Source organism: uncultured Anaerobiospirillum sp. (assembly GCF_902485895.1).
Taxonomy (GTDB): domain Bacteria; phylum Pseudomonadota; class Gammaproteobacteria; order Enterobacterales; family Succinivibrionaceae; genus Anaerobiospirillum; species Anaerobiospirillum succiniciproducens.
Genome location: NZ_CABTML010000006.1, coordinates 1 through 23,049 on the forward strand (window position 1 = coordinate 1; position 23,049 = coordinate 23,049).

The following is a 23,049-nucleotide window of genomic DNA, read 5'->3' on the forward strand; positions in this document are numbered from 1 at the left end:
CCAAATCTCATACGGTTAACAAGTTACCCATATCGGCTGAAACACGCAGCCGCTATCAAATAGCTTCTTTACAGAAGCATTTTTGAATACTTTTCTAATGATATTAATCTTAGAAATATGTAGGCTTACATCGCCACCTAAACTCTTGAAGTTATAGGTGGAGAATTACGCCTATTTGTTAAAACCTAGATTTGATTGTCTTATGCGGTACGTCGTGGCATTGTCAGTTAAAAAATCGTCTTTATTGCTAGCTTATACACAATAAAGAGGCCTTAAGGCCTCTTGTAGAAAAGTGCATAAACTAGGGCAGCTATGCGCAATAAGCTTAGGTGGTAATGGCATATGTTCGGAGATACCTAAGCCGTACTGTTTGTCGAGTAGGCTGCTAAAACTTACAGCGCACAGCTTGCTTGGCCTAGGACTGCAGTAAACGGAGGAACTTAAGGTTAACAACTGCAGTCTAGGATGGTTTAGGAACGTATCGTTCCGTGTCTGTTAGTGGCTATTTGCCACTCTTGTCGCTATCGGCTACATCTTGAGCCTCAGCACTTGAGGTGTTGTCAGCACTTGCTGCGTCAGCCTCATCAGAGCCTGCTACATCAGCTGCGGCGTCTGCATTTGCAGCGACGGTGGCAGTGGCAGTTGCGGTAGCGGCGGCAGCTGCGGATGCGGCAGTGGCTACGCCTGTTTGAGCCTCTGCTGCGGCTTCAGCTTCCATTTCTTTATTTAGAGCACGCATCTTGCGCTCTTCTGAGATCTTGCCCTTGATGATGGCAGCTAAGGCCAGAACGATGAGGGCGATGAAGATCCAGCAGTAAACTGAGCTAAAGAAGATGGAGATGTTGCCATCAGAGAGCATCAGTGCACGACGGAAGTTAGTCTCAGTCATGTTGCCAAGTACCAAGCCTAATAAGATTGGGATGGCTGGCAGATCAAGCTTACGTAACAGCCATGCTGCGATACCAAAGTACAGAGCTACAGATACGTCAAAGTAGTTCTTGTTAATGGAGTAAGCGCCTGCATAGCAGAAGATTACGATGATCGGAGTTAAGATTTCCTGAGGAACAGCAACCACTTTAGCAAAGAGCTGAGTTAAGTAACGACCTTGGATTAACATGAAGATGTTAACTAAGATCAGACCTAACATGATGGCGTACATAATGTCGCCGTCAGTGGTGAATAAAGATAAACCAGGGTTGAGGCCGTTAATCATTAAGGCTGAGAGCATGATAGCTACGGTACCGTCACCAGGAATACCTAAGGTGAGCAGTGGAATTAAAGTAGCACCAGTAACAGCGTTATTAGCAGACTCAGCTGCAGCAATACCCTCGACAGAACCATGACCGAACTCTTCTTTGTGTTTGGACATGTTCTTAGCTTGGTTGTATGAGAACCAAGAAGCCTCAGCAGCACCAGTACCAGGGATAATACCCACCATACAGCCGATGAAGGAGGACATTAAGATTGGGCGCACCATGCGCTTCTTCTCATCCTTGGTGATAACACCGTCATCAAGCTTCTTACGCTCAGAGAGCTTAAGCTGCTGAATAGTACCGTCAGCCTTAGCAATAATTTCAATTAAGGCGAACAGACCGATGAGGCAGATAGCTAAGTCTAAACCTAAGTAGAGGCGGTCAACATTAAAGGTTAAACGGTCATAGCCAGTCATTGGGTCAGAACCGATGCAAGAGATCACAAGACCGATACAGGCTGAAATAATACCCTTAATGATGGACTTGCCAGATACGCCAGCGATGATGGTTAAACCAAAGACGCACACCATGAAGTACTCAGCGGTGCCTAATTGAGCTGCCACCTTTGCCACCTGAGGGCCTAAGAAGAGCAGCATGAAAGCTGAGATGGTGCCACCGATGGTGGAGGCGTACAGAGCAATCTTCAGAGCAACACGGGAGCGACCTTTCTTAGATAGTGGGTGACCATCGAGCATGGTTGCCGCAGCATGAGGTGTTCCTGGCGTGTTAATCAAGATCGCCGATACCGATCCTCCATACGATCCTGCACAGTAAATACCGAGCAAGAACATCATGCCTGGAATGGCGGTAAGTTGATAGGTTAAAGGTAAGAACAGAATCACGCACAGGATTACGCTCAGACCTGGAATACAAGCGAATACAGCGCCGATGAAAACACCTAAGTTAATCCAAATGATGTTTTCAAAGGTAAATAGAAGCGCCGATGCTGGAATAATAAACTCTGACATGGACTACTCCTAGAAATTAACGCCAAGACCGAAACGGAATGCAACCCAAATTAAGACTGCAATAGTTAAGGTAATCGCATAGTAAAGTGGCTTGCGGCAGTTAAAGAAGATTAAGAATGCGAGCACACAGAAGATTGAGCCTAAGAGGAACATGTCACTCAGGCTTGAGATGAGGTAGGTACCAACTAAGATACCGATAATCACTAAAGCCTTAACTTCTGTGTACAGATTGATGGTTTTCATCTCGAGTGGCTGCTTGGTCATGATGCGGTAGAGATCTTTTAAGATCAGTACAGCTGAGCAAATGAGCATCAGATACATCAGAAGATTAGGGAAGTCACGACCGGAGACCACATCCTTTTCTGAGATTTCGATTTGGCCTGGAATCATTACCAGCATGAGTCCGGCTAGCAAAATACAGATGATACCTGCAGTCAGATTTGACGGATATGAGAACGTTTTGTGCTCAAGTCCGTTGCGCGTTGCGTTTCGCAACACGTCAATTTTGTCAAAGATAAAGTTCATAGACCCTCACAAAAACTAAGATGCAACAGCAAATTAGTTACGTACCAGCTTTAACGCGACCGTAGTCGCCACTTAGGCAATTTTGCGTTGATGCTTAAGCACAACTAAGCTCGCGTTAAACCTGCAAAAAACAGCTAATTTAATGAAAATCCTGATGCAATAAGGCTTTTGTGCTCGTGCACGGGGCTTTATTTTGGGTAAAAAAAGGGCACGGCATACTCAATAAAGTATTGGGCCGTGCCCTCTGAGTGTGTGTGATAGGATTATTGACAGTCTTTAGGGACTGTTATGTCTTGGAAAGCTTATGGTTAGCCTAATACCTTATCCTTGTAGGTATTAACCAGCTCGCGTACTGACTCAAGGTGAGCCTTGAATGCAGCTGCATCCATTGGACGCATTTCGATGAGCATGGTGTCCTGAGCCCACTTTACGAAGTCAGGGTCAGTGGTAATGGAGTTGTAGAGCTCCTGGAGCTTCTTAACATCAGCATCGGAGGTGCCAGCACGAGCAGCAACGATACAGGTGTTGATGATGTATGGGTAGCCGTACTCGCCAACGCCCTTAACACCGGTGAATGGACCGTATTCGATGGTCTTGTCAGAGAAGGCAGCTAATACGTTAACCTTGCCCTGCTGAGCAGTTTCCATGATCTGGGTCTGGTGAGAGATAGCAAAGTTGGTCTCGCCCTTAGCTACAGCCTGAGCAGCTTCAGCAGCGGAGGTGTATGGGGTAACCTTGAAGTCCTTAGCACCCATGTCGCTAAATAAAGCGGTAGCTAAGAAAGCTTCAGCAGAGGTAGCACCGTTAACAGCAACGTTGATCTTGCCGCCGTCCTTGACGTACTTCTGGAGGTCTTCGATGGACTTAACGCCTAATGAGTTTTCAGCAGAGAGAACGAATACAGCAGAGTAGAGGTTCTGAATAACGATGAAGTCATCTTCCTTATACTTTGCCTTTTTAGCATCAATGATTGGGGTAATTGCAAGCAGACCCTCATTGATGAAGGTTAAGGCAGGATCACCACCCTTCTTATCCATAACCCAAGTATTGATAGTAGCGGTGTCACCCTTAACAGCCTCAGCAACTAAGGTGGTGTCCTTTACGTACTTGGTAGATAAGGAAGCAGCCTTCTGAGAAACCATGGCAGCTACACCAGATGGAGCCCATGGGCAGGTAACAGTCCAGGTCTTGTTATCTGAACCACCGCAACCAGCAGCGATGAAGGCTGAAGCGCATAAAACTGCGCCGGTCTTTAATAAAGAAGAAAATTTCATAGACGTAACTCCTAGTCCAACTTTCGAAAATCTAAGGTTGGTGTGCAAACTACAGTGTAGATTGTCTACCCAACTGTTTTTCTATCATATGATGATTGTCATAAGAACATTCCAACTAGCCCTCATTAGAGATGATTTTGTTTAAAAGTGTGAACAAGCTAAAACTTTTAGCTCCCCAATCACCTCGCAAAAACCATCATAAAAGCTCCATCTAGCTACAACGTCGACCAAAAATACCTCACTTCCCCGCAAAAGCCCATCTTTACGCCATTTTTATGGCAAAGACCAAACATTGCCTCAACAAAAAATACATACCGCACCAAAGCACAAACCGACCACTAGTCACAAACTAACCTGAACCAACACAAGACCGACCCAACTAAAATCTACAAATTAATGAAATATCTCACCAATACCATCCCAGGCTTTTCCACTGCACAACACAGCCCAATCAAAAAAAGCTCCATGACTGCAAACTAGCCCAAAGCGCAAGCGCTATGCAGCAAGGCCGAGATCAGCCAAAGCAACAGCAGCCACTGCATCGCCGCCACATGACCAAGCAAAAGCAGTAACCGTAACGCCACCACGCGCCAAAGCAATATGACGAAAGCTACTACAGCAGATGAGACCATGCCGCCAATAAAAAAGAATCTGGATAAGCCCAAAGGCTGCACTTCACAACCGCGCATGTTGTAGCAGTCTTATGCCCATAACAAAACAGCCTGACTAAGACTTGCTTAATCAGGCTGTTTGAAGAGCAATTAACAGTTGGTGGACTGCTTGGTACTCATTCTTGTAAGTACTCGTGCCAGTGCTCATCGATTTGGAACTTTAAGATCACGGCTGTGAGATCAAAGACCTGCTTAGCGCCGAACTCTAAAGTAATGAGCTGCTGTTCCTCAACTTGCTTCTGCTCTTGAGGGACTCCCATTAAAATTTCTTTTTGCACTTGGCGCTGCTTTAAAGATGCTGCTCTAAACTTGCGCTTATCAATATAGGATCCATATAAAGCGGCATCAGCATAGGTAACCTCTAAAGGCGCACCCACGCCCTCAGGCACAATGCTATAGTCGATCTTGCCATCTGCTCTTAATACCGGCTCCTTAACACCACTACTCTGAGCGGCAGGATCATTTGCAGCAGGATCTTGAGCAGTTGCAGCAACTGAAGAAGCATCAGCATTATCTGGCGCAGCAGCAGCGGCATTTGGTTCTGTATTGGTAGCTGCAGTGGCGGTAGCGACTGCATTTGCAGCAGCATCAGCCTCTGAGTGAGGCAGATCGGCAGCTGCATTGGTATTGTTGGTGGCTGCAGGGGCCTCGGTTGCAGATGGAGTAGCGGCATTAGTATCAACTGCAGTGTCATGAGCCGGAGTGGTATCAGCTGCGGTGGCTTGAGCTGGAGCTGCAGGATCTTGGGTGGCTGCTTTATCAAGAGAGGCCATCTCTTGGGCGTCATTGGCAGCGCTTGCTTCTGCCTCGGCATTTTCTTGAGCAGGGGTCTTTGCCTCGTTATCTTGGTTTAGAGTTGGTAAGTTGCCCTCAGCGTGAATAAGACCTGATAGACCGTTAATGGTGGTGCCTGACTTATTTTGTTCCTCCATGGCATCACGAGCGGCAATCATTTGATTGGTGTTATCAAAAGCGCTGTATTGAGCAGGGGTATTCATCTGTGATGGATACGGAGCCTTGATATTGTCATTTACTGGGTAAATGATGGACAGCACGTGCTCACGTGAGGTGATGATATTTGGGTTTAAGCCATGGGTCTTGGTGAAGGTCAGCAAGAGCTCAATAAAGTACTCTCTAAGCTCGTTAGAGCTAAAGAGTGGAGCAATGCACTTTAAGGCACACAGGCCAAGATAGGTACAGTCTTCTTTTAAAGAAGCAAGGTTGAGTGCAAAGTCGAGATTCTTAATGAGATAGCCATAATCAAGCGCAAAGTTGTAGGCATCACGACCAATTTGCTCGTAGATCTGATCTTTTTCATCTTGAATCGTCACACCGGCTAAAGCGCGGGAGTTAATGCAAGCACCGATATAGACGAGCAAAGTCTCAAGTTCAGCTTGTCGAATTAAACACAGACGATCAATATTGTTCTCAAAGTAGTATGAGATATTGTTCTCTTCATGAAAGCGTGCCAGCTCTGGATGAACAGTGTATAAGCTGTCTTTAATCTGCTCAGGATGACTTTGGGCTCGCTGACGATATTGTCTAGCCGAGAAGTCAGCATTGAATGCGAGAATACGGTTGAGCAAATCACCTTGAGTAAGAAGGTAGTGCACGTAGTGAGGAGTCATAGCCATTTTGTGGATAGCTCTATTAACTTTTGATCTACTATCTGATTAGCCTAACAAGTAGCGTAAGGGTTGAAAAGCAACTTACGCCTGTGATGAGCTCACAAGATATCACAGTTTGCTCAAAGTACTAATAAACAGCGAACTTAACATGATTTGTTTGTGACGTTAACGGCGCTTTTGACTGTTCTTTTTATTCAATTGGTATGTAAAAGTGCGATCTTGCACAGCCGACTAGCAATCAAATCAAGCCACCATGAAAAACGCACTCACAGTCTGTGAAACGACCACGGCCTTCACCTGATCAACTGGCACGGTATTCACTGTAGTCACCGCCATAGCATTCACCAGAGCAACTGACACAGTATTCACTGTAGCCACTGTCATCATTATCACCACATCATGCAGGACGGCAGCGGGAGCAAGTGGGCATTGCTGTGAGCTCGGTGGATAAATAGACGAGTGGGTAGAGTAACTTTAGCGTTTATGGCGATTAGTGCGGCGGTAGTTCTGTAGCTCTTGCGACGGTGGCGCAGCGATGTTTTGTAGATGCGACTAGCTTAGTTGCCTTAGATGGTGGATTTGCCTAGAAACTTGCACAAATATGTTAGAACTTGCGACGGATCTAACGGACAAAGCTGTGCTTATGGATATAATGTGAGCCTCTTAGTACTGATGCTAAATGTTTTGGTGAGTAATTAATGTCCGCGCTACACATATCTGCAGCGATCTTTGTAATCTATGCCATTGCCTCGCTCTTGCTTCCTTTAAAGCTCAAGCTTGTCTATAAACTTGTATTGTCCTTGTTGCTCGCTTTTTGTGGCAGTAAGTACCTTATCTATATGTATAGCGGCGGTGTCTTAACGCCTAAGCTGCCAAGCAATGTCATCTTGTGTTTAGAGGTTCTCTACAGCTTCTTAATGCTAAGCGTAGTGTGTGCCTTGATTAAAGATCTCGTGTTGCTCGGTCGTAGCGTGGCACGCTACATTGAGAAAAGATCCTCAGGCCGTCGTGGCGTGGGTAAGGGCTCTAAGAGCGCTTCAGCTACAGGTACCGTTGCCTTTAAGCCATGGCCTTTAGGTCGCATTAATACTGTTATTGTAGTAGCGGCGTTTATTAGCGCCTTAACTGGTACGCTTTCACAATTACGCACCCCAAATGTAGTTGAGCACACTGTCTATGTACGTGGTCTGCCACAGGCATTTGATGGCTACACTATTGTGCAACTTACTGACTTGCATATTGGCCCAGTTCTAAAGCGTGATTTTCTTGAGGGTGTAGTTAATAAGACCAATTCATTAGATCCAGATCTGGTCTTAATCACTGGTGATCTCGTGGATGGATCAGTGGCTGCTCTAAAAGATGAGTTTAAGCCTTTTGAAGATCTGCGTGCTACAAACGGTGTCTTAGCCGTAACTGGCAATCATGAGTACTACTCTGGCGCAAACTCTTGGGTCAAGACTTGGGAGGAAATGGGCGTTAAATTCCTGCGCAATGAAAGCGTTCTCATTAGCAAGGGCGCATTCTCTATTCAGGTGGCCGGTATTCCTGATATTCGCGGTGTAAATTTAGGTGAAGTCAAGGCAGACCCTGAGGCGGCTCTAAAGAACGTTATCCCATACAAGTACGGCAGCTACACAGCCATTAGCGCACCTGCAGCAAGCTCTCAGGGTACTGAGCAAGCCTTTAACGAAGAGAGTTTAGATGGCGCTGGTGCTACCTTTAGCATTAAGTCTCGCCCAATTTCCGGCATCGCTTCCGAGCTTAACAAGGCCGTAGCCACTATCTTTATGGCCCATCAGCCTAATGCTGTAGCTGAGCTTGATATCAAGGCCAATCTTATCTTAAGTGGCCACACTCATGGCGGCACTATGTTTTTCTTAAAGCCACTCATTGCCCACTTCAATGCAGGCTATGTATCTGGCATGTATGATCTTGGTAGAGGCTCGAGCCTTTATGTAAGCAATGGCACCGGCATTTGGTCAGGCTTCTCGTGCCGTCTCTTAGTGCCATCTGAGATCACCAAGTTCACCTTACGCCGCAACTAAACAGCAATTCAGCAGCTCGCAAGCGAGTAATACAGCAGCTATCAAGCTAGCAATCAAGCTGCCTGCAAGCGTGTAATACAGCTGCTCGTAAGCAAGCGATGCAGTTGCTCTCAAGCGAGTAATAAAGCTGCTTGCAAGCTAGCGAAGCTGCAGAAGATCAAGCGCGTATGGCAGCAAGAGATCATGAGTACAGGCACATAAGAGCAAGTGGCGGCAAAAGATAAAATGCAGCATGCTCATGCCTTAGATTACGGCGTAAATTCAAGTCGCTGAGGGATCGCTGCGAGAGTATTTAGCTTGATTAATTGATCTCTTTATCATCATAGCTGTAATGCTATGGCTGAAGTTTGCTAAAATAAATAGATTAGTGCCTGATGAACAGGCGTAATTATCACGCCGCTGTCAGGATAAGATTAATTTTTGACCCATGACAAAGATACAAAGAGACTAGGCAATAACAAGCTTTAGAGTATTGCTTGCGGCTATGGCTGCAGCTTAGCTTGAGTTACTTAGTCTTTAAGATCTTTGACATGCTACTTTGGAAAGAGAGCGCACCTTGTGTGTTTGCCTTAGGCTTGAAGCGCCAACAGTACTGTGATGTCCTAGTTTTAGGTTGCAACAGCTACAGCTAGGCTGCTTGAATGCGCTGAGCATGGCCTAGCAATGAGCGTTGTTAAGGACAACAGTGAGCTGTCTTTCATCATCTGCGAGGAAAAAATGTCCTATAAGATTCTGTGGTACTCATTACCTTCCTTACATGACAACAGCAACGGTGCAGCAATTCATAACAAGGTTATGCTTGAGGCTTTAGCTGCACGTGGTTTCCAAGTTAAGGCTTTAAATGCTTTAGTTGCTGATGATCCACAGGGTCTAAACGTATTTGAGCGTATTGCCAAGCAGGTAAATGCACAGCCTGATGCTAACTACATTCAGTTTACTGATACTGGTGTTGAGTACATCGTAGCTCGTACCAAGGGTCACGTATCTAACGACGTTACTGCAGAAGACCAAGGCAAGGTCTTTGATCTGTTTGTACAGTTCTTAGAGAAGTTCAATCCTGATGTACTTATCGGTTACTCAGGCGACTGCTTCTCTGCTTTAGTGCGTCATGAGGCTAAGGCTCGTGGTATTCCTGTAGTCTATGCTTTATGCAATGGCCTGCACCGCTCCTTTGCTTTCCCAGATTGCGACTTAGTCTTCACTCCATCTGAGGCTACTGCCAATATGTACCGTGAGGTAGACGGTATTGATGTTAAGGCCGTGGGTCAGTTCATCTACAAAGAGCGTGTCACTGTACCAAATCGTGATGTAGCTAAGGCTAAGTATGTAACCTTAGTTAACCCAACTCCTGAAAAGGGTTTAGCTATCTTTGCTAAGATCGCAGAGGTCTTTGCCCGTAAGCATCCTGAGCAGAAGTTCTTAGTAGTTAAGAGCGTAGGCGATTACTACAAGATCTTTAACCATATGCACAATGACGATGGCTCACGCTTCTTACCAGCTGGCATGGTCAACCTGCCAAACATCGATGTTGCTGAGCACACTGATGACATTCGCTTAGTTTACGATGTTACTAAGGTCTTAGTAACTCCATCTGTATGGCACGAGGCATGGGGCTGTGTAGCTACTGAGGCTACTTTCAATGGCATTCCAGTGCTCTCTTCAAAGAGTGGCGGTTTACCTGAGGCTGTAGGCGAGGGCGGTATTTTACTTGAGGCCCCAGAGAAGACCTTAAAGGACTTCTATCGTGTGCCAACCGATGAAGAAATTGCTCCATGGGTTGAGGCATTAGAGCGCTTACTGAGCGAGGATTGGTCAGAGCAGTGCAAGAAGGCATCTGAGCGTAACGATTTAAACCGCAGCATCGATCGCTTACTTGAGTACTTAAACCCAATCATGGAAAAGGGCTCTAAGGAAAAGGCTCCACTTGAGCGTTCATTCTTCTTCTCAGCAGAGACCATGAAGAAGCGTAAGGCATACTACATTGCCGAGGCTAAGAAGAACGGTGTTGAGCTTGAGACCAATACTCAAGAAGAGCCAAAGGCTCAAGAGCCAGCCAAGGATGCCCCAAAGAAGGCTGCAGCAAAGAAGACTACTGCAGCAAAGACCACCAAGTCAAAGGCTGATAGCTCCAGCGAGACCAAGGCTCCAGCTAAGAAGGCAACCACAGCTAAAAAGACTGTAGCTAAGAAGCCAGCAGCCAAGAAGACCGCAGCTGCCGCTGACAAGAAGTAATTATGCAAGCTCAGCAAGCATCAAGCGAGCGAGCATGCTTGCAAGTTCAGCAAGCAGCATGCAGCTAGCCAAATTAGCCTGCTAGGCTAACTTAGCAATTATGCTTCGTCACATGCCTGAGCAGTGCTATTCATGACAGATCAGTTGCCATGCATACGATGCGCTCTATAGCTAGCAGTAGCATCTAGCTCAAGGCTAAATACTAAAGAGGCTCCACCAATTGAATTGGCGGGGCCTTTTGCATTCTTAGGCACCAAAAGCATTGGTCGTTTCGACCAGTCCTCATTGAGGCTGTGCATCAAAATGCAGCTGCACAACGCTTAATGGATAAGCGATAGCTCTTAGCCAAGTTAAACTGCAGATATAGGCATTTAATATCCGCTATGCCGGGTGTAATGCTATTGCGGCTTACTCCATAAAGTCTAAAGTAATGTGTTTGGTATAGTGAAGAATGATGGCCATCTCCGTCAGATAGAAACGTTATGAAAATGATTTCATTAGCTCAAGACACTCAAATGCATAAGAACAACGCTTCTGCATTGCGTACATCTGCAGTAAAGAGCCGCATAAATGATGCGCAAAAGATGGAGCGCGATCTTATAACTGATGAGTTAGAACGTTGCACGGCAGCAAGCATCAGCAAAAGAGATAGGTTTAGCGTAGTGTCTTTATTTTCTGGTGCTGGCGGTATGGACTTAGGATTTATTGGCGGATTCGATTTTCTAAGTAAGCACTATGCGCAATTGCCGTTCGATATCATTTATGCAAATGAGCTGAGCCCTCATGCCTGTAAAACTTACCGTATGAATTTTGAGCATTCCATTATCGAAGGTGACATCTATGAGCACTTGGACGAACTGCCAGATCATGCTGACGTGGTGATCGGTGGTTTTCCATGCCAAGATATTTCGATTAATGGCAAGATGGCCGGTATTCAAGGCAAGCGTTCAGGTCTTTACAGTGCTATCGTTGAGGCAGTGCGTAGAGTTAAGCCTCAAGTCTTAGTGGTTGAAAATGTTGGCAGCTTGCTGATGAAGAAGCACAAATCATCCTTAGATAAGATCATTGCTGACTTCTCCAACTTGGGCTACCAAATCTCATATCAACTGTATAGTGCTGAACAATATGCAGTTCCGCAAACACGCGAGCGAGTTTTTATTGTGGGAGTCCGCCACGGTGTTGCTCCATTTTGCCCGCCTCAACCTATAGCCTCTAAACCCATAACAGCTCAAGAGGCACTTAGTGACCTTGAAAACAAAGCAGAAGATAAGGCGTTTTCACACGTGTGGAGTAAGGCTAAGGTGAGTGGTGAGCAAGGCAACCGCAGGTTGCTTGCTAATAGACCTGGCTATACCATTCGAGCTGAGTGCCATGGCAATATTCAGTTTCATTACAGCCTCTCTAGGCGCATTTCTATGCGCGAAGCAGCGCGTCTTCAATCCTTTCCTGACTCGTTTACTTTTGCTTGCGGCATTCGTGAAAGTGAGCGCCAAATCGGTAATGCCGTCCCACCGGTGCTAGCTTGGTATATTGCACGCTCAGTCTTAAATACTCTTACTGCCTCCAAACAATGCGGAGGGAAGTTCCCTTAGCTTGATCTTTTGCCATGATCTTGGTGATCCAATCTCAAGGGCCCGGACGTCTGCTCGTTCTTAAAAGCTCTAATCTAAATGCTCTGGGTTGTGAATTGGTTGAGCTGTGATCTTAATTAGTTAATCTGAAAGCTCTGATCTTAATTATCTAGTCTGAAAGGTCTGATCTTGAGTGCTTGAGTGGCATGATCTTGTTACGTACGCTTGCGGCGATCTTGATCGAATAACTTGAGATCTAGCTCACCTTGTGATCTTTGAGGGCGGTGATCTTATTTCTTTTGCCATGAGGCGGCAACAGCGGCAAGGTGGTGGCAAGGTAAATTATGGGGCGGCAAAGATTGCAAAGAGGCTTTTTTATCTACGTTTAGTTGGTGCTAGTGCTGATAGGCTATGGTTTTGAGGCGATCTTAAAGGATGGCAAGGGCGCTTATGAGGCGCGGTGATCTTTTGGTGTTTTGGTTATTTGGCGGCAAAGAATGCCGTTAAAGACGCGTGATCTTATGATCTTGGTATGTGATGGCAAAGGGCATAAATATCGGGTTTGCACAAAAAGATTAAGTTGTTTTGTAAATGGCACGTCATGTGCAAAACCTAGAGTACTTCTGCTTCCCTCAGAAGTATTTAAAAATTAGGAGACAACTATGTCAAGCGCCCTTATCAATGCGGTTGGCTCACCAAATGTCAGGGAAAATTGGTGGGACAAGAGTAATAAGATTGATGGGTTTGCACAATCACCAATGTCCGAGGTGTTCGGTACTGAGGCAAGCAGTGGAACTTCCTTCTCTGCTAGTCTTGAGAACATCTTAGCCCGTGCTGAGGATATTTCTGCTGCCGACGGTATGAATATCAGTCGTGCTGCACCAACCACAGTAACTGGTGAGGCTGTAACCTTTGAAGAACTTATCAACTCAGAAAATGCGCAGATAAGAGAATTTGCAGTCTTAGATCAGCAACCGCTGTCACCAGATTGGTCTGTCTTAAAAGCTCAGAATCCAGTAACTCCGAGCAACTTTAAGGCACTCAATGGTTTATCAGATGGCTTAATGCTATCGCAGCGCTTTGCTAATGCTTTGTACGCCGTTTAGCGAATGAAGTAGCTTAATAAGCTATGCCATTTGCTTGTATAAAGTAAAGATGGCAATGCTTTTACGCTGATCGGGCAAATATTCTCTTTGACGGCATTTACATGCTGTAAAGAGTGTTCATAGTTTTCTACTGCAGGCAAATATACAGACACTAAAGATCTATCTATCGTAAGATTGAGCAGGTCTTTGGCGTTTATATAAGTTGCCAACAGAATCGACTTTATCTGACAGAAAATGGCAGTGAAAGCTGTCCCTGGGCAATTGCTGTCAGACTAAGGTGCCTTGTGGCACTTTAGCTGTCGAATAAAGCCATTAAACTATGCACGCAGCAAATGCTCTTACTGCGCATGGTGTCTTTTGGCACTTTGCGCAGCAAGAACTTTGCACTCCAAAGCGCTGCTTTTGTGCCTGCCATGCGCAATGCTCAAAAGCAGTAGCCTTGCTTTCGTGTATGTTTATGATTCTGCGAGATCTTTGAAGCTAAAGATCCTTGCCAAGCCATTTTAGGCAAGCCTTGCAACATCTTGTTACACATGCAATGAGATGTTTTGGCAAGGCTCTTAAGCTTACTCAATACCCCACCAAAAAGGTTGCCTAGCAGCCTTTGCCGTGGGGTTTTGTATTTTTAGCCCACCACATTTTCTCGCAAGCTTCATCACGCAAGCCAGACCCCACTGCCACGAGCCAGCCAAGACCGCCAATCACAACGTGCCAGCTACGCAAGTTCCAACTAGACCAATCAATTCAAAACTCGCTAAATTCCCGCAAAATCGAACAAACTCGACTACATTCGGTCAAAAAGTCGCTAAAAATCGTCCAAAACCGCCAAAACGACCAAACAACTGCACATCACAATTGACGGCTTGTAACAGCTAACACTGCAGCTGTTAAACAGATGCAGACAAGTTCGTTCAAGCAAGAACTTAAGGCCAAGCCTAGAACTATGCTTGAGCTACATCCAGAAGCCCAAGCTATATCCTTGCTATCGAAAGTCCTAGCCATTGCCAAAGCCTAGCTAGTGTCCAAATTACCACGATTAACTACCTCTCTCACCAAGAGAGCTATGTTTGGCCAAGCCGCTAAAGATCCATGCTCGTTACTTGAACATTGTGGCTAACTCTAAAGTGCGTAACGGATGCAAAGTGCCATAGCAGGGAAAACCCTCTTTACTCCCCAGCACTAAACTGCATTGCACACCATTGCACTACACTGCACTGTATTGCAATGCAGGGCATGCTGTAGTCTGGCTGGAGATGAAGAGTTTAGCACTAGACCACGCACTCTATTACTTAATTGCTTAATGACAGGCTGGTGCTGCTTGTCTAGATGGTTTTATGTGGCAGGCTCAAGAGGGAGAGTTAGCTTGTATGAGACTCCTCATTACAATGCAAATGCATTGAGGATAGGTAATTAAGGCTACATTGTGATAGGCTGATGCATATATGTTGCTGCAGAGTCTATTGCTAGGCGGCACACTATGAGTTTTTTGTACTGAGGGTGAAAAGATGGACTTGCTTGAGCTTTTACAAACAAGATATACCACCAAGCATTACGATGCCTCTAAGAAAGTAGATGAGGCGCTGATGGATAAGATCATGGAGTGCGTACGCTTAACTCCAACCTCAACTAACCATCAGCCATACCACTTCTTTGTTTTAAGTGGCGAAGCCAAGGATGCGCTGCGTCCAGGCATTAAAGACTTCAACATGTCTCGCTATGACGATAGCACTTACGCTGTGGTTATCGCCAACTTAAAGAGCCTCTCTGAGAGCCATTTAGAGGCCGTACTTGAGGCTGATGAGAAGGCTGGTAGATTACCAACTGCTGAGCTTAAAGAGGCTCAAGCTAAGTCCCGTATGTTCTTTGCCAACTTACATATGGAAAACGGCGACTTTAATGAGTGGGCTTGCAAGCAAGCTTATATGGCCATGACCACTATGGTCTATGCTGCAGCAGCCTATGGTGTAGATAGCACCATGATGGAAGGCATCGACTATGGTAAGGTAGATGAGATCTTAGAGCTCTCTAAGAAAAATCTCACCACCTCCTGCGTCGTAACCTTTGGTTACCGTGCTGAGAATGACTCTAATCAGGTTAACATTCGTCCAAAGTCCCGTCTGACTATAGAGCAGCTGGTCACCAAGCTCAAATAAGCTATCAACAGCCACCTCAGCTAGCGATCTCTAGGCAAGCTACAGCCACTTAAGCACCTTTAGTTATGAGAGTGCATGAGTCTTTAGCAATGCATTATGAGCGAGCCTAGCACTCATAGCTAGCAGCTGAGGTGCAAGCTCAAAGAGCTAGCTTACTTATGCTTGGTAAAGTGCCCATTGCAGCGTGAGTAGCTCCAATAAGCTGCTTATATAGAGAGCTTGCCTGAGTAGCTTAATGAGAGCTATCTTGCAGAGGTATGCCTGAGTCTAAGCTCTGATCTTTGCTAAGAGCGAGCTTGCTTCTTATAGCGAAGTGGCGGTGAGTTAAAGTAGGCGCAGTGCTGCTTAGTTATAAGCTGTATAGGCAGTGCTGCTTAGATATGCGCTGGATAGGCTGTGCTGTTAGGCATGGGCAAGCCGTGGCTGTATATGAGCTATGCAGGCGGCTTAGAGCTCGTGGGCTTATGAGTAGCTAGATAAGAAAAAAGCAGATTGTTTGGGGACGATCTGCTTTTTTGATGCCTACTAATTAACACGAGCGCTAAGACATGAGGCCTTTGCTAGTTTTTGCTCTTTTGTGGTGGCCTCATGGCTGATTCTGATTGGATTTGCTGGCGTTGGCTTTTTGCTTTGGATTATTAGATAGCGTGCAGTTTGTGGCCAAAGTTGCGCTTAGAAAAGAGCTTATGGTCGTATTTGTACTTGAGACCTACGGCAACTAAAGCTGCAGCAAACTGGCTAGCAAAGACAGCCCACCACACGCCATATTGTCCTAAGAATGGAGGTAAGATCTGCAAGAAGATGAGCAGCATAATGGCCTCCATATATGTGAGCACGTATGAGTACTTGTTAAACTCTGTAGCATAGAAGCACTCAGTGGTCACACGAATAATGGCGATAAAAGGTAAGCCGAGAACAAAGATCGGCATGACGTTGGCAACTTCAATACTTACTTCATATGAAGCACCAAACAATGGGCCGCAGTAATCGCGCAAGAAAAAGAGCGCACCACCGCCAATGAGGGCAAAGAGCAGGGCATTTTTATAAGCAAGATTGCGGGTAAAGAACAAAGCAGTAAGCTTATGGGCACCAAAATAGTGGCTAAAGAGCGGCTGTGCACCTTCACCCACGGCCTGCAGGATCATCGTAATCACACAGATGATATAGGCAAGTACTGCATACACAGCAATAGCGGTATTACCACCATAGATACCCGAGTAATTGTTAATGATAATGAGGATGACACAAGGGCTAATGGTAAGACCAAATGGCGCTATTGAGATGCGTACTATAGGCGCATAGAGCTTAAGCTGCTTAATGATATTGAAGTTTAGGAAGAGATCTCTTTTGTAGATCATGTAGCCAAAGGCAAAGACAAAAGCACTACTCTCACCAACGATAGTTGCTAAGGCTGCACCTGTAAGGCCCCAATCAAAGACAAAGATAAAGAGCCAATCGAGCACGATATTGGTAATAAAGCCGGTGATCATAGCCCACATAGCGATCTTGGCATAACCAAAGTTACGCACTAAAGGTATTACGCCTGTACTAAACACGGGTATAAAGGCGGCATAGGCGATCACTATAAGATACTCATAGCACATGTCAGCTAAGGTATCGCGAGCGCCTAAGAGGAAAATAATTTCATCCAAGAAAGCCATGATTACAATAGTGTAGAAAACACTAAAGGCTAAGAGCAGATTAAAGGTGGCAGCAACATTGAGCTTAGCATTACTCTTATCCCCTGCACCTGAGCAAATAGAGTAGCGCACAGCACCACCCATGCCTATGCCAGTACCAATGGCAAGAAACAGGGCAGTAATGGGGTAGGCAACATTGATTGCAGCTAAACCTGCATCGCCAACTGCGTGTCCTACGAAGATGCCGTCCACAATTGCGTACATGCCGCAGAGCATGAAGGCAAAGAGTGATGGGATGACATATGAGTAGAACCTACGCCTTAACATTTTGATCTCCTTGTGCCGACGTCTATTCTGAGTGAGGGAAGAAATAGTAAGACGGGGCGTAGATGATGGAGACTTACGCAAGCTATAAGCTATGCAAGACCTTTAGATACAAGCACGAGCATGGCTACTTAAGCTTATGCTTGCGGGGGCACTTAGCATCAAAGCAAAAGCATGGCTACATAAGCTTATGTCTGCTAGGACACTTAGCATCAAAGCAAAGTGCTGCAGCTAAGTTAAAGGTATGAGCTTACTTATAAGCCTAGAGCCAAAGGAAAGTCCACAGTGCGCTAAAAATACAGTGCATCGCATTAAGTCGCACATGAGCGGCCTAGATTAGCGTGCACTCTTGTAAGAGAGCTGCTGCGCCTTGTAAGCTCGCATACAAGCTAATGTGCGTAAGCTAAGCTTGCTTGGCATTATGCTGTGGCATCGTGTGGCTGCTTGTTGCTCTAAAGATAAGCGCATGGCTATGCTTTGGAGCAAGGACTAATGATGCCCCGCTTAGGAACATGGACTAGTGATGCCCCAAAGTGCTATGGATAACTGTAGCTAGAGTTAAGGTACTTAACATCTTGGCTGATCTTAAGAGTGCTTAAGCTTCTTTATTGGAGCCCTTGGCTTTAGTCTTAGTAGTTTGCGTAGACTTCTTCATATGACGCAGACGTTCGGAGAGCAAGATGTTGAACTGTTTTTGGATCTGAACAAAGATATTGAGCTGTTCAGGATTGAATGAACCAAAGATTTCGCGTTCAGCAGTCAATAGCGGACCTAACGTATCTTGTGCGTATTTCTCACCTGTTTTAGTGAAATGCAGTGTCTTAGATCTGCCATCGAGCTTTGATGGGCGAGTGGTTAAGACACCTTGGGATATTAAGTCTCTAATCACACCATTAACTGTCTGTTTAGACATGCCTAGGCCTTCTGCAATGTCCTTTTGACAAAACTCAGAGGTCTTATCACTTGAGGCATCACGAGAGGCTGGCAAACGAATCATGGCATAGAGCACCATCATATGACATGGTGTAATGCCGAGCATGTTAGCCCAGGTATCGTAAATTGAGTTATTGCGACACCAACAAGCGGTTACATCGCCAAGAACTTCTTCAAGTGATGAAGTGTGATTATCTTTAAGTTCAGAGGTCATCCAATTGTCCTGAGCTAATGCAAAGAAACCTACACATATTAAGCAAGCAAGATTGCAGCTTTTTAGTTGCTACAGAACTATATCTTACTTAGTAATTCGGGCCCTTGTTGTTATCGGATGCAAAGCTAGAGGGTAGAGCCGTTTGTATACAAAGCATAAGGCCGTACCATTGCTTTTGCCATAGTGCCCTGAGCCAAGACAAGCAAAAAATATTGTCTAAGCTCAAAGTAGGTTCATTGTACACCACACGATTAGCCTAAATCTAAGAGATTTACATACGTGTGACAAATCAGAGAAATATAGGGATTTTTCTAAACCGATGTGCATGATAGTATTAAATTGTACTAGATTCAATATCTATTACGACTAAAAATATCTACTACACTTACTAAACTAGATCGAAACTTTGCAAGTTTGTAACTTTCGCTCTAATACGTAGCAAAAATGCCATGTAAAACCCGGCAAAAGCACCCCAATAAGTCATCTACCCAAAAAGTGCACCTGCCCATAAAAAGCCATCGCTAATCACATTCAGCTCGCAAGTTAGGTGTAATGTGGCACTAAAGATACGCGCCTCCAAGCCATGCCCATCGTCAGCAGCTACAGCCGCTGCCGCTGTCGCCATTAATCTAGCTGAATCTAGAAAGCTGAGCTCTTACTGCAGCTAAGTCTTATGCAAAATAGACGTACAAACGATTGTTATTGACCATCATGAGCGGCGTACACAGGATGATTAGTGACCATCAGGAACGGCTTACAAAGGATGATTTATGAACGTCAGGAACCGTGTAAAAGGATGATTAATGACCGTCAGGTGCGGTGTGCAGCTAGGTCTTGGCAAAATCTAAAGACAAAGACAAAGCCATTGCAGGTAGCGATTTGCACTGTTACTGATGTTTGTCTTGGGCAAGGCCTAACGTAGGCGTAGGCGTAGACGTTACGAAGCAACAGCAAAGGGCAGTAGCCTAAGAAAGATTAGCAGCCTTGATACGTGCAGGCTGATGGCTTTGGAAAGAAAGTGTGTAGCTGCAGTTGCTTAATCATGTGCTTTATCATGAATGGACTAGGATAGTAAGATCTGGGCATCGCGTCTGGGTACATACACAGGTCTTAGCAGAGCTATGGCTTTTACTTGCTGCACAAGATGGTGGCTAGGCAAGATGAAGTGGTTAGGACTTCATACATGGATGCGCAACATGCGTTTTGCCTCTGTGGTATGAGCTGCTCTACAGCGTGGTCATGCTGTATGAAAGATCGCAGATCGCCGAGGAAAGAAGTAAGAATTAGCGCGTAAAGTGTGAGGTGGTGTATAGTTTGAACAGGCAAACGCTCATTGCAAGCACTCAAGCAAGATCATTGCTTAGATCAAAGCTGTATAATGTGCACTGCAAAAAGCCTAGGGACTAGTTAAGTTTTGGTCGTAGGCTTAGCCTTTAGTAGCACTCAAGCGTTAGTTTTTTAATAGGCACTAAAGGCAAGGATGCAGTATCAAGCTGCATAATTAATTGCTAAAGGGCATTGTGCTTTTTAGGCAAATTATCGATTAGCTGCGCTGCCATTGAAGCTTAAGTTACTTAGCTTTTAATCTTCAATGCGTGCGGGCGCAATCAGGATCCGTTTATAGAGGCTTCAGCCCTGAATAGCACTTCATGGGTAAGACCATGGTCGATCCTGTTTAACTAAAAAAGGTGTATTCATGTCTGCTGAGTTTTTATCTGTTCATCCTGATAATCCACAGCCACGCTTTATTAAAATGGCCTGTGAGATCTTAAGAAATGGCGGTGTCGCTGTAGTTCCAACTGATTCAAGCTATGCACTGTGCTGTCTGATGGAGCAAAAGAACGCCATGGAGCGTATTGCTCGTATTCGTAAGATCAGCAAGAACCACAACTTCACTTTAATCTGCCGTGATCTTTCTGAGATCTCCACTTACGCTAAGGTAGATAACAATGTGTTCCGTCTGTTAAAGGCTAACACTCCAGGTGCTTATACCTTCATTCTGCCAGCTACTAAAGATGTACCTCGTCGTGTGATGAACGAAAAGCGTCGCACCATTGGTATTCGCGTACCTAAGTTCACCATCTTAGAAGCCTTACTTGATGAGCTCAACGAGCCATTAATGAGCTGCACTTTAATCCTGCCTGATGAAGAGGTAGCTGAGCACGATCCAGTAGCCATCAATGACAAGATCGGCTCAATCGTAGACGTGATTGTAGATGGTGGTGAGCTTTATCCAGAGTCTACTACTGTAGTGGTCTTTGATAACGGCGTGCCAGAGGTTCACCGTGTAGGCCGTGGTGATCCAACCCCATTTGAATAATTAGATCTCAAAACCAGATAAGATGGCCTAAGCTACCAAGCCCGCCGTCAATCTCAAAACCAGATCCGATGGCTAAGCTACCAGGCCCACCATCAATCTCAAAACTAGATCAGATGGCCTAAGCTACCAAGCCTACCATCAATCTCAAGCCCCGCTTCTAGTGCAAGCTAAGCGGGGTTTTTCATGTTTCCAATACGTCACCACAAGAGTGAAATAGTCTTAGACCACCACTGCCGCAACTATAATGCGCGGGCGCTGCAGCAGCTTCTATGGGCTACCACCATGATCCACATAGCAATGCTAAAAGGCCAGGATGTAGCAATAAACGCGGCTTTGCGTAAGTCTATGCAAAGAAATGAGTAAGCTGTGCCATTGCCTGATGCTCAATAAGTATATTGATGCCGATGGAGATCAGTACGAGAGCTCCTAAGACATTTAAGATTGGGTCTATAGATTTTAAGGTAGAGAGAATCTGACCCATAAAGTAGCCAAGCAAGGACAGAGCAAAGCACACAAGGCCAATAACAATCGCGCTCAGCCAAATGGTATTGCCAACTAAGCCGTATGAGACACCAACAGCTAAAGCATCGATAGATGTGCCAATGGCCATTGAGATTAAAGAAATAAGTCCAACATGCAGCAGGGCATTACTTTGTGGCTGCGATGATGAAGTGTCTGATGGGTCGTTTGCTTCCTGAGTTCGTTGCTCAAGATAGGTGCTAAATGCTTCTTTGAGCATATTAGCGCCCACACCAGCCAAGAGCACGAAGGCAATCCAGTGATCTACTGCAGCTAAGGTGTTTTCAAGTTGTTTACCAGCAAAGAAGCCAATGACGGGCATTAAGAACTGAAAGAAGCCAAATGTTAGTGCAACCGTAAGTCCGGTGACGATACGTGAAAGACGATTAGTGCTGCTCTTACCAGTGATGATCGAGCACACTAGGGCGTCTACAGCTAAGGCAAAGGCCACAATCAATATTTCAGAAAACGACATACGACACATCCACAACTTGGTTGCAACTCACCAACGCCTGCCATTATAGAAAACACCTCTTAAGAAACAAGCAAAATATCACCGAGCAGTCATAGGATTTGATGATCTTAAGAGGTCAAGGATTTAGCCCAAGCGCATGTAACTCAAGCTTCAGCAAAGCTATAAGCAACAAGAGGGCGCAGCCAATAATGATTGCATAAGCAATAGTTGGCCACGTAAGAAAGCATGGCAGAACAGACGAGAGCTACAAGACGCAGTAACAAAGGGTTGAGCCACAGGGTAGAAAAATAGACTCGACAGCTCTCAGCTAGCTGCACCAAAGCACTATAACTGCAAAGCCAAAGCAATGAAGTATGGTTATACCAAGGTAGGCATCAGAATACACATGGCATGGTAGGCAAGGCGCAAGAAACAAATTCTTTACCCTCAGCGCAGGGCGCAAATCGTGTCGTAATCTCAGCTTAGCTTAAGTCCATATCGTCATGAATAAGATGGTGCGCCATGAATATGAGTTACGGCATACAGCTACAAAAGCCGTTAAAGGCGAGAAAAGCAAAGTAGAACTGATGCTTCAAAATAGGACAACACTGTATGTGGATATGAATGTTTAAGAACGCAGCTGCATACTTATGAATTTGATAAATAAGCTAATTGTACGCATTATTCTTAAGCGCGAAAAAATGTGAGATCACACCCAAAGATCTTAAAACAAGGGATCGCAAGCACCACTTTTGTGACATCACGCATTGGTTTTGAGCATTAACGTATCCATAATGGGCAATACAAAAACGACTTTACGATGACTATCTGTCGCTTTGTTGCAAGATGGTCGCGTTAACTATTGTTGCTTTTGCAGTCTTTGAAGCAAAGTCTCTGGTGTGAGTTTAGAAAGTGAATCTAAACCAACATAAGATCTCTTTGATACCAAACTTTGCTTTTGCTCAGTACTTAGTGTGGAAACTACAAGCTTTAGCGCTTAAATAGTTTGGTACTGATGCACACCTGCAAGATTAAGCTAACAATCAAGCATTTAAGCCTATAGCCACGCAATTGCAGTTGTCTTATTAGGCTTAACATAAGGATGTACTTTTAGGTCAACATCAATCGTTTAGAGCTAGACTCTGATGCTGACCTGCAGCACCCTTTGTGCTGATGTTATAGCACAGACACAAAAGTCTGAAGACTAAGCAGCGATGTA

Annotated in this window: 14 protein-coding genes; 6 read left to right on the top strand and 8 right to left on the bottom strand. The window is 45.2% G+C overall.

Features of this window, described 5'->3' with window-relative positions; all coding sequences use genetic code 11:
• Positions 1-502 precede the first annotated feature (502 nt).
• From RDO37_RS00300 to RDO37_RS00320, 5 genes are all read right to left on the bottom strand, one after another.
• Complete coding sequence (locus RDO37_RS00300) at positions 503-2,221, bottom strand: tripartite tricarboxylate transporter permease (protein WP_308497714.1); 1,719 nt, start codon at positions 2,219-2,221, stop codon at positions 503-505.
• Positions 2,222-2,230: 9 nt separating this feature from the next.
• The gene (locus RDO37_RS00305) at positions 2,231-2,746 is read right to left on the bottom strand and encodes a tripartite tricarboxylate transporter TctB family protein (RefSeq protein ID WP_308497715.1); all 516 of its coding nucleotides are present in this window, start codon (positions 2,744-2,746) and stop codon (positions 2,231-2,233) included.
• Between the two features lie 308 nt (positions 2,747-3,054).
• Positions 3,055-4,020 carry a tripartite tricarboxylate transporter substrate-binding protein gene (locus RDO37_RS00310; protein WP_027938806.1) on the bottom strand — a complete coding sequence of 322 codons (966 nt, stop codon included), beginning with the start codon at positions 4,018-4,020 and terminating at the stop codon, positions 3,055-3,057.
• A gap of 476 nt (positions 4,021-4,496) precedes the next feature.
• Complete coding sequence (locus tag RDO37_RS00315; RefSeq protein WP_308497716.1) at positions 4,497-4,709, bottom strand: hypothetical protein; 213 nt, start codon at positions 4,707-4,709, stop codon at positions 4,497-4,499.
• Between the two features lie 98 nt (positions 4,710-4,807).
• A complete protein-coding gene (locus RDO37_RS00320; RefSeq protein WP_308497717.1) occupies positions 4,808-6,325 on the bottom strand; it encodes a SctK family type III secretion system sorting platform protein in 1,518 nt (505 codons plus the stop codon).
• 692 nt (positions 6,326-7,017) lie between these two features.
• Here RDO37_RS00320 and RDO37_RS00325 point away from each other — a divergent pair.
• The 5 genes from RDO37_RS00325 (at position 7,018) to RDO37_RS00345 (ending at position 15,426) form a co-directional block, all read left to right on the top strand.
• Positions 7,018-8,364, top strand: a complete 1,347-nt coding sequence (locus RDO37_RS00325) for a metallophosphoesterase (protein WP_308497718.1) — start codon at positions 7,018-7,020, stop codon at positions 8,362-8,364.
• Positions 8,365-9,027: 663 nt separating this feature from the next.
• On the top strand, positions 9,028-10,596 hold the full coding sequence (locus RDO37_RS00330) for a glycosyltransferase (protein ID WP_308497719.1): 1,569 nt from the start codon (positions 9,028-9,030) through the stop codon (positions 10,594-10,596).
• 482 nt (positions 10,597-11,078) lie between these two features.
• On the top strand, positions 11,079-12,188 hold the full coding sequence (locus RDO37_RS00335; protein WP_308497720.1) for a DNA cytosine methyltransferase: 1,110 nt from the start codon (positions 11,079-11,081) through the stop codon (positions 12,186-12,188).
• A gap of 641 nt (positions 12,189-12,829) precedes the next feature.
• Complete coding sequence (locus RDO37_RS00340; RefSeq protein WP_303073946.1) at positions 12,830-13,273, top strand: hypothetical protein; 444 nt, start codon at positions 12,830-12,832, stop codon at positions 13,271-13,273.
• A gap of 1,505 nt (positions 13,274-14,778) precedes the next feature.
• Entirely contained in the window at positions 14,779-15,426 is a 648-nt protein-coding gene (locus tag RDO37_RS00345) for a nitroreductase family protein (protein ID WP_308497721.1), read from the top strand.
• Positions 15,427-16,064: 638 nt separating this feature from the next.
• On the opposite strand, the gene RDO37_RS00350 is transcribed toward RDO37_RS00345, so the two are convergent.
• Together RDO37_RS00350 and RDO37_RS00355 are read right to left on the bottom strand one after the other, a co-directional pair.
• A complete protein-coding gene (locus RDO37_RS00350) occupies positions 16,065-17,393 on the bottom strand; it encodes an MATE family efflux transporter (protein WP_308497722.1) in 1,329 nt (442 codons plus the stop codon).
• 592 nt (positions 17,394-17,985) lie between these two features.
• Positions 17,986-18,537: a MarR family winged helix-turn-helix transcriptional regulator gene (locus RDO37_RS00355; RefSeq protein ID WP_052338816.1), complete on the bottom strand. Its 552-nt coding sequence runs from the start codon at positions 18,535-18,537 to the stop codon at positions 17,986-17,988.
• 1,696 nt (positions 18,538-20,233) lie between these two features.
• Between RDO37_RS00355 and RDO37_RS00360 the strand changes: the two genes are divergently transcribed.
• The gene (locus RDO37_RS00360) at positions 20,234-20,857 is read left to right on the top strand and encodes an L-threonylcarbamoyladenylate synthase (protein ID WP_027938815.1); all 624 of its coding nucleotides are present in this window, start codon (positions 20,234-20,236) and stop codon (positions 20,855-20,857) included.
• Between the two features lie 343 nt (positions 20,858-21,200).
• On the opposite strand, the gene RDO37_RS00365 is transcribed toward RDO37_RS00360, so the two are convergent.
• On the bottom strand, positions 21,201-21,851 hold the full coding sequence (locus RDO37_RS00365) for a manganese efflux pump MntP family protein (RefSeq protein ID WP_308497723.1): 651 nt from the start codon (positions 21,849-21,851) through the stop codon (positions 21,201-21,203).
• Positions 21,852-23,049: the final 1,198 nt, after the last annotated feature.

Bases quoted from the DNA above. Each gene is read 5' to 3' on its own strand.
- RDO37_RS00300 (WP_308497714.1), bottom strand. From the start codon at position 2,221: ATGTCAGAGTTTATTATTCCAGCATCGGCGCTTCTATTTACCTTTGAA.
- RDO37_RS00305 (WP_308497715.1), bottom strand. From the start codon at position 2,746: ATGAACTTTATCTTTGACAAAATTGACGTGTTGCGAAACGCAACGCGC.
- RDO37_RS00310 (WP_027938806.1), bottom strand. From the start codon at position 4,020: ATGAAATTTTCTTCTTTATTAAAGACCGGCGCAGTTTTATGCGCTTCA.
- RDO37_RS00315 (WP_308497716.1), bottom strand. From the start codon at position 4,709: ATGCGCGGTTGTGAAGTGCAGCCTTTGGGCTTATCCAGATTCTTTTTT.
- RDO37_RS00320 (WP_308497717.1), bottom strand. From the start codon at position 6,325: ATGGCTATGACTCCTCACTACGTGCACTACCTTCTTACTCAAGGTGAT.
- RDO37_RS00325 (WP_308497718.1), top strand. From the start codon at position 7,018: ATGTCCGCGCTACACATATCTGCAGCGATCTTTGTAATCTATGCCATT.
- RDO37_RS00330 (WP_308497719.1), top strand. From the start codon at position 9,028: ATGAGCGTTGTTAAGGACAACAGTGAGCTGTCTTTCATCATCTGCGAG.
- RDO37_RS00335 (WP_308497720.1), top strand. From the start codon at position 11,079: ATGAAAATGATTTCATTAGCTCAAGACACTCAAATGCATAAGAACAAC.
- RDO37_RS00340 (WP_303073946.1), top strand. From the start codon at position 12,830: ATGTCAAGCGCCCTTATCAATGCGGTTGGCTCACCAAATGTCAGGGAA.
- RDO37_RS00345 (WP_308497721.1), top strand. From the start codon at position 14,779: ATGGACTTGCTTGAGCTTTTACAAACAAGATATACCACCAAGCATTAC.
- RDO37_RS00350 (WP_308497722.1), bottom strand. From the start codon at position 17,393: ATGTTAAGGCGTAGGTTCTACTCATATGTCATCCCATCACTCTTTGCC.
- RDO37_RS00355 (WP_052338816.1), bottom strand. From the start codon at position 18,537: ATGACCTCTGAACTTAAAGATAATCACACTTCATCACTTGAAGAAGTT.
- RDO37_RS00360 (WP_027938815.1), top strand. From the start codon at position 20,234: ATGTCTGCTGAGTTTTTATCTGTTCATCCTGATAATCCACAGCCACGC.
- RDO37_RS00365 (WP_308497723.1), bottom strand. From the start codon at position 21,851: ATGTCGTTTTCTGAAATATTGATTGTGGCCTTTGCCTTAGCTGTAGAC.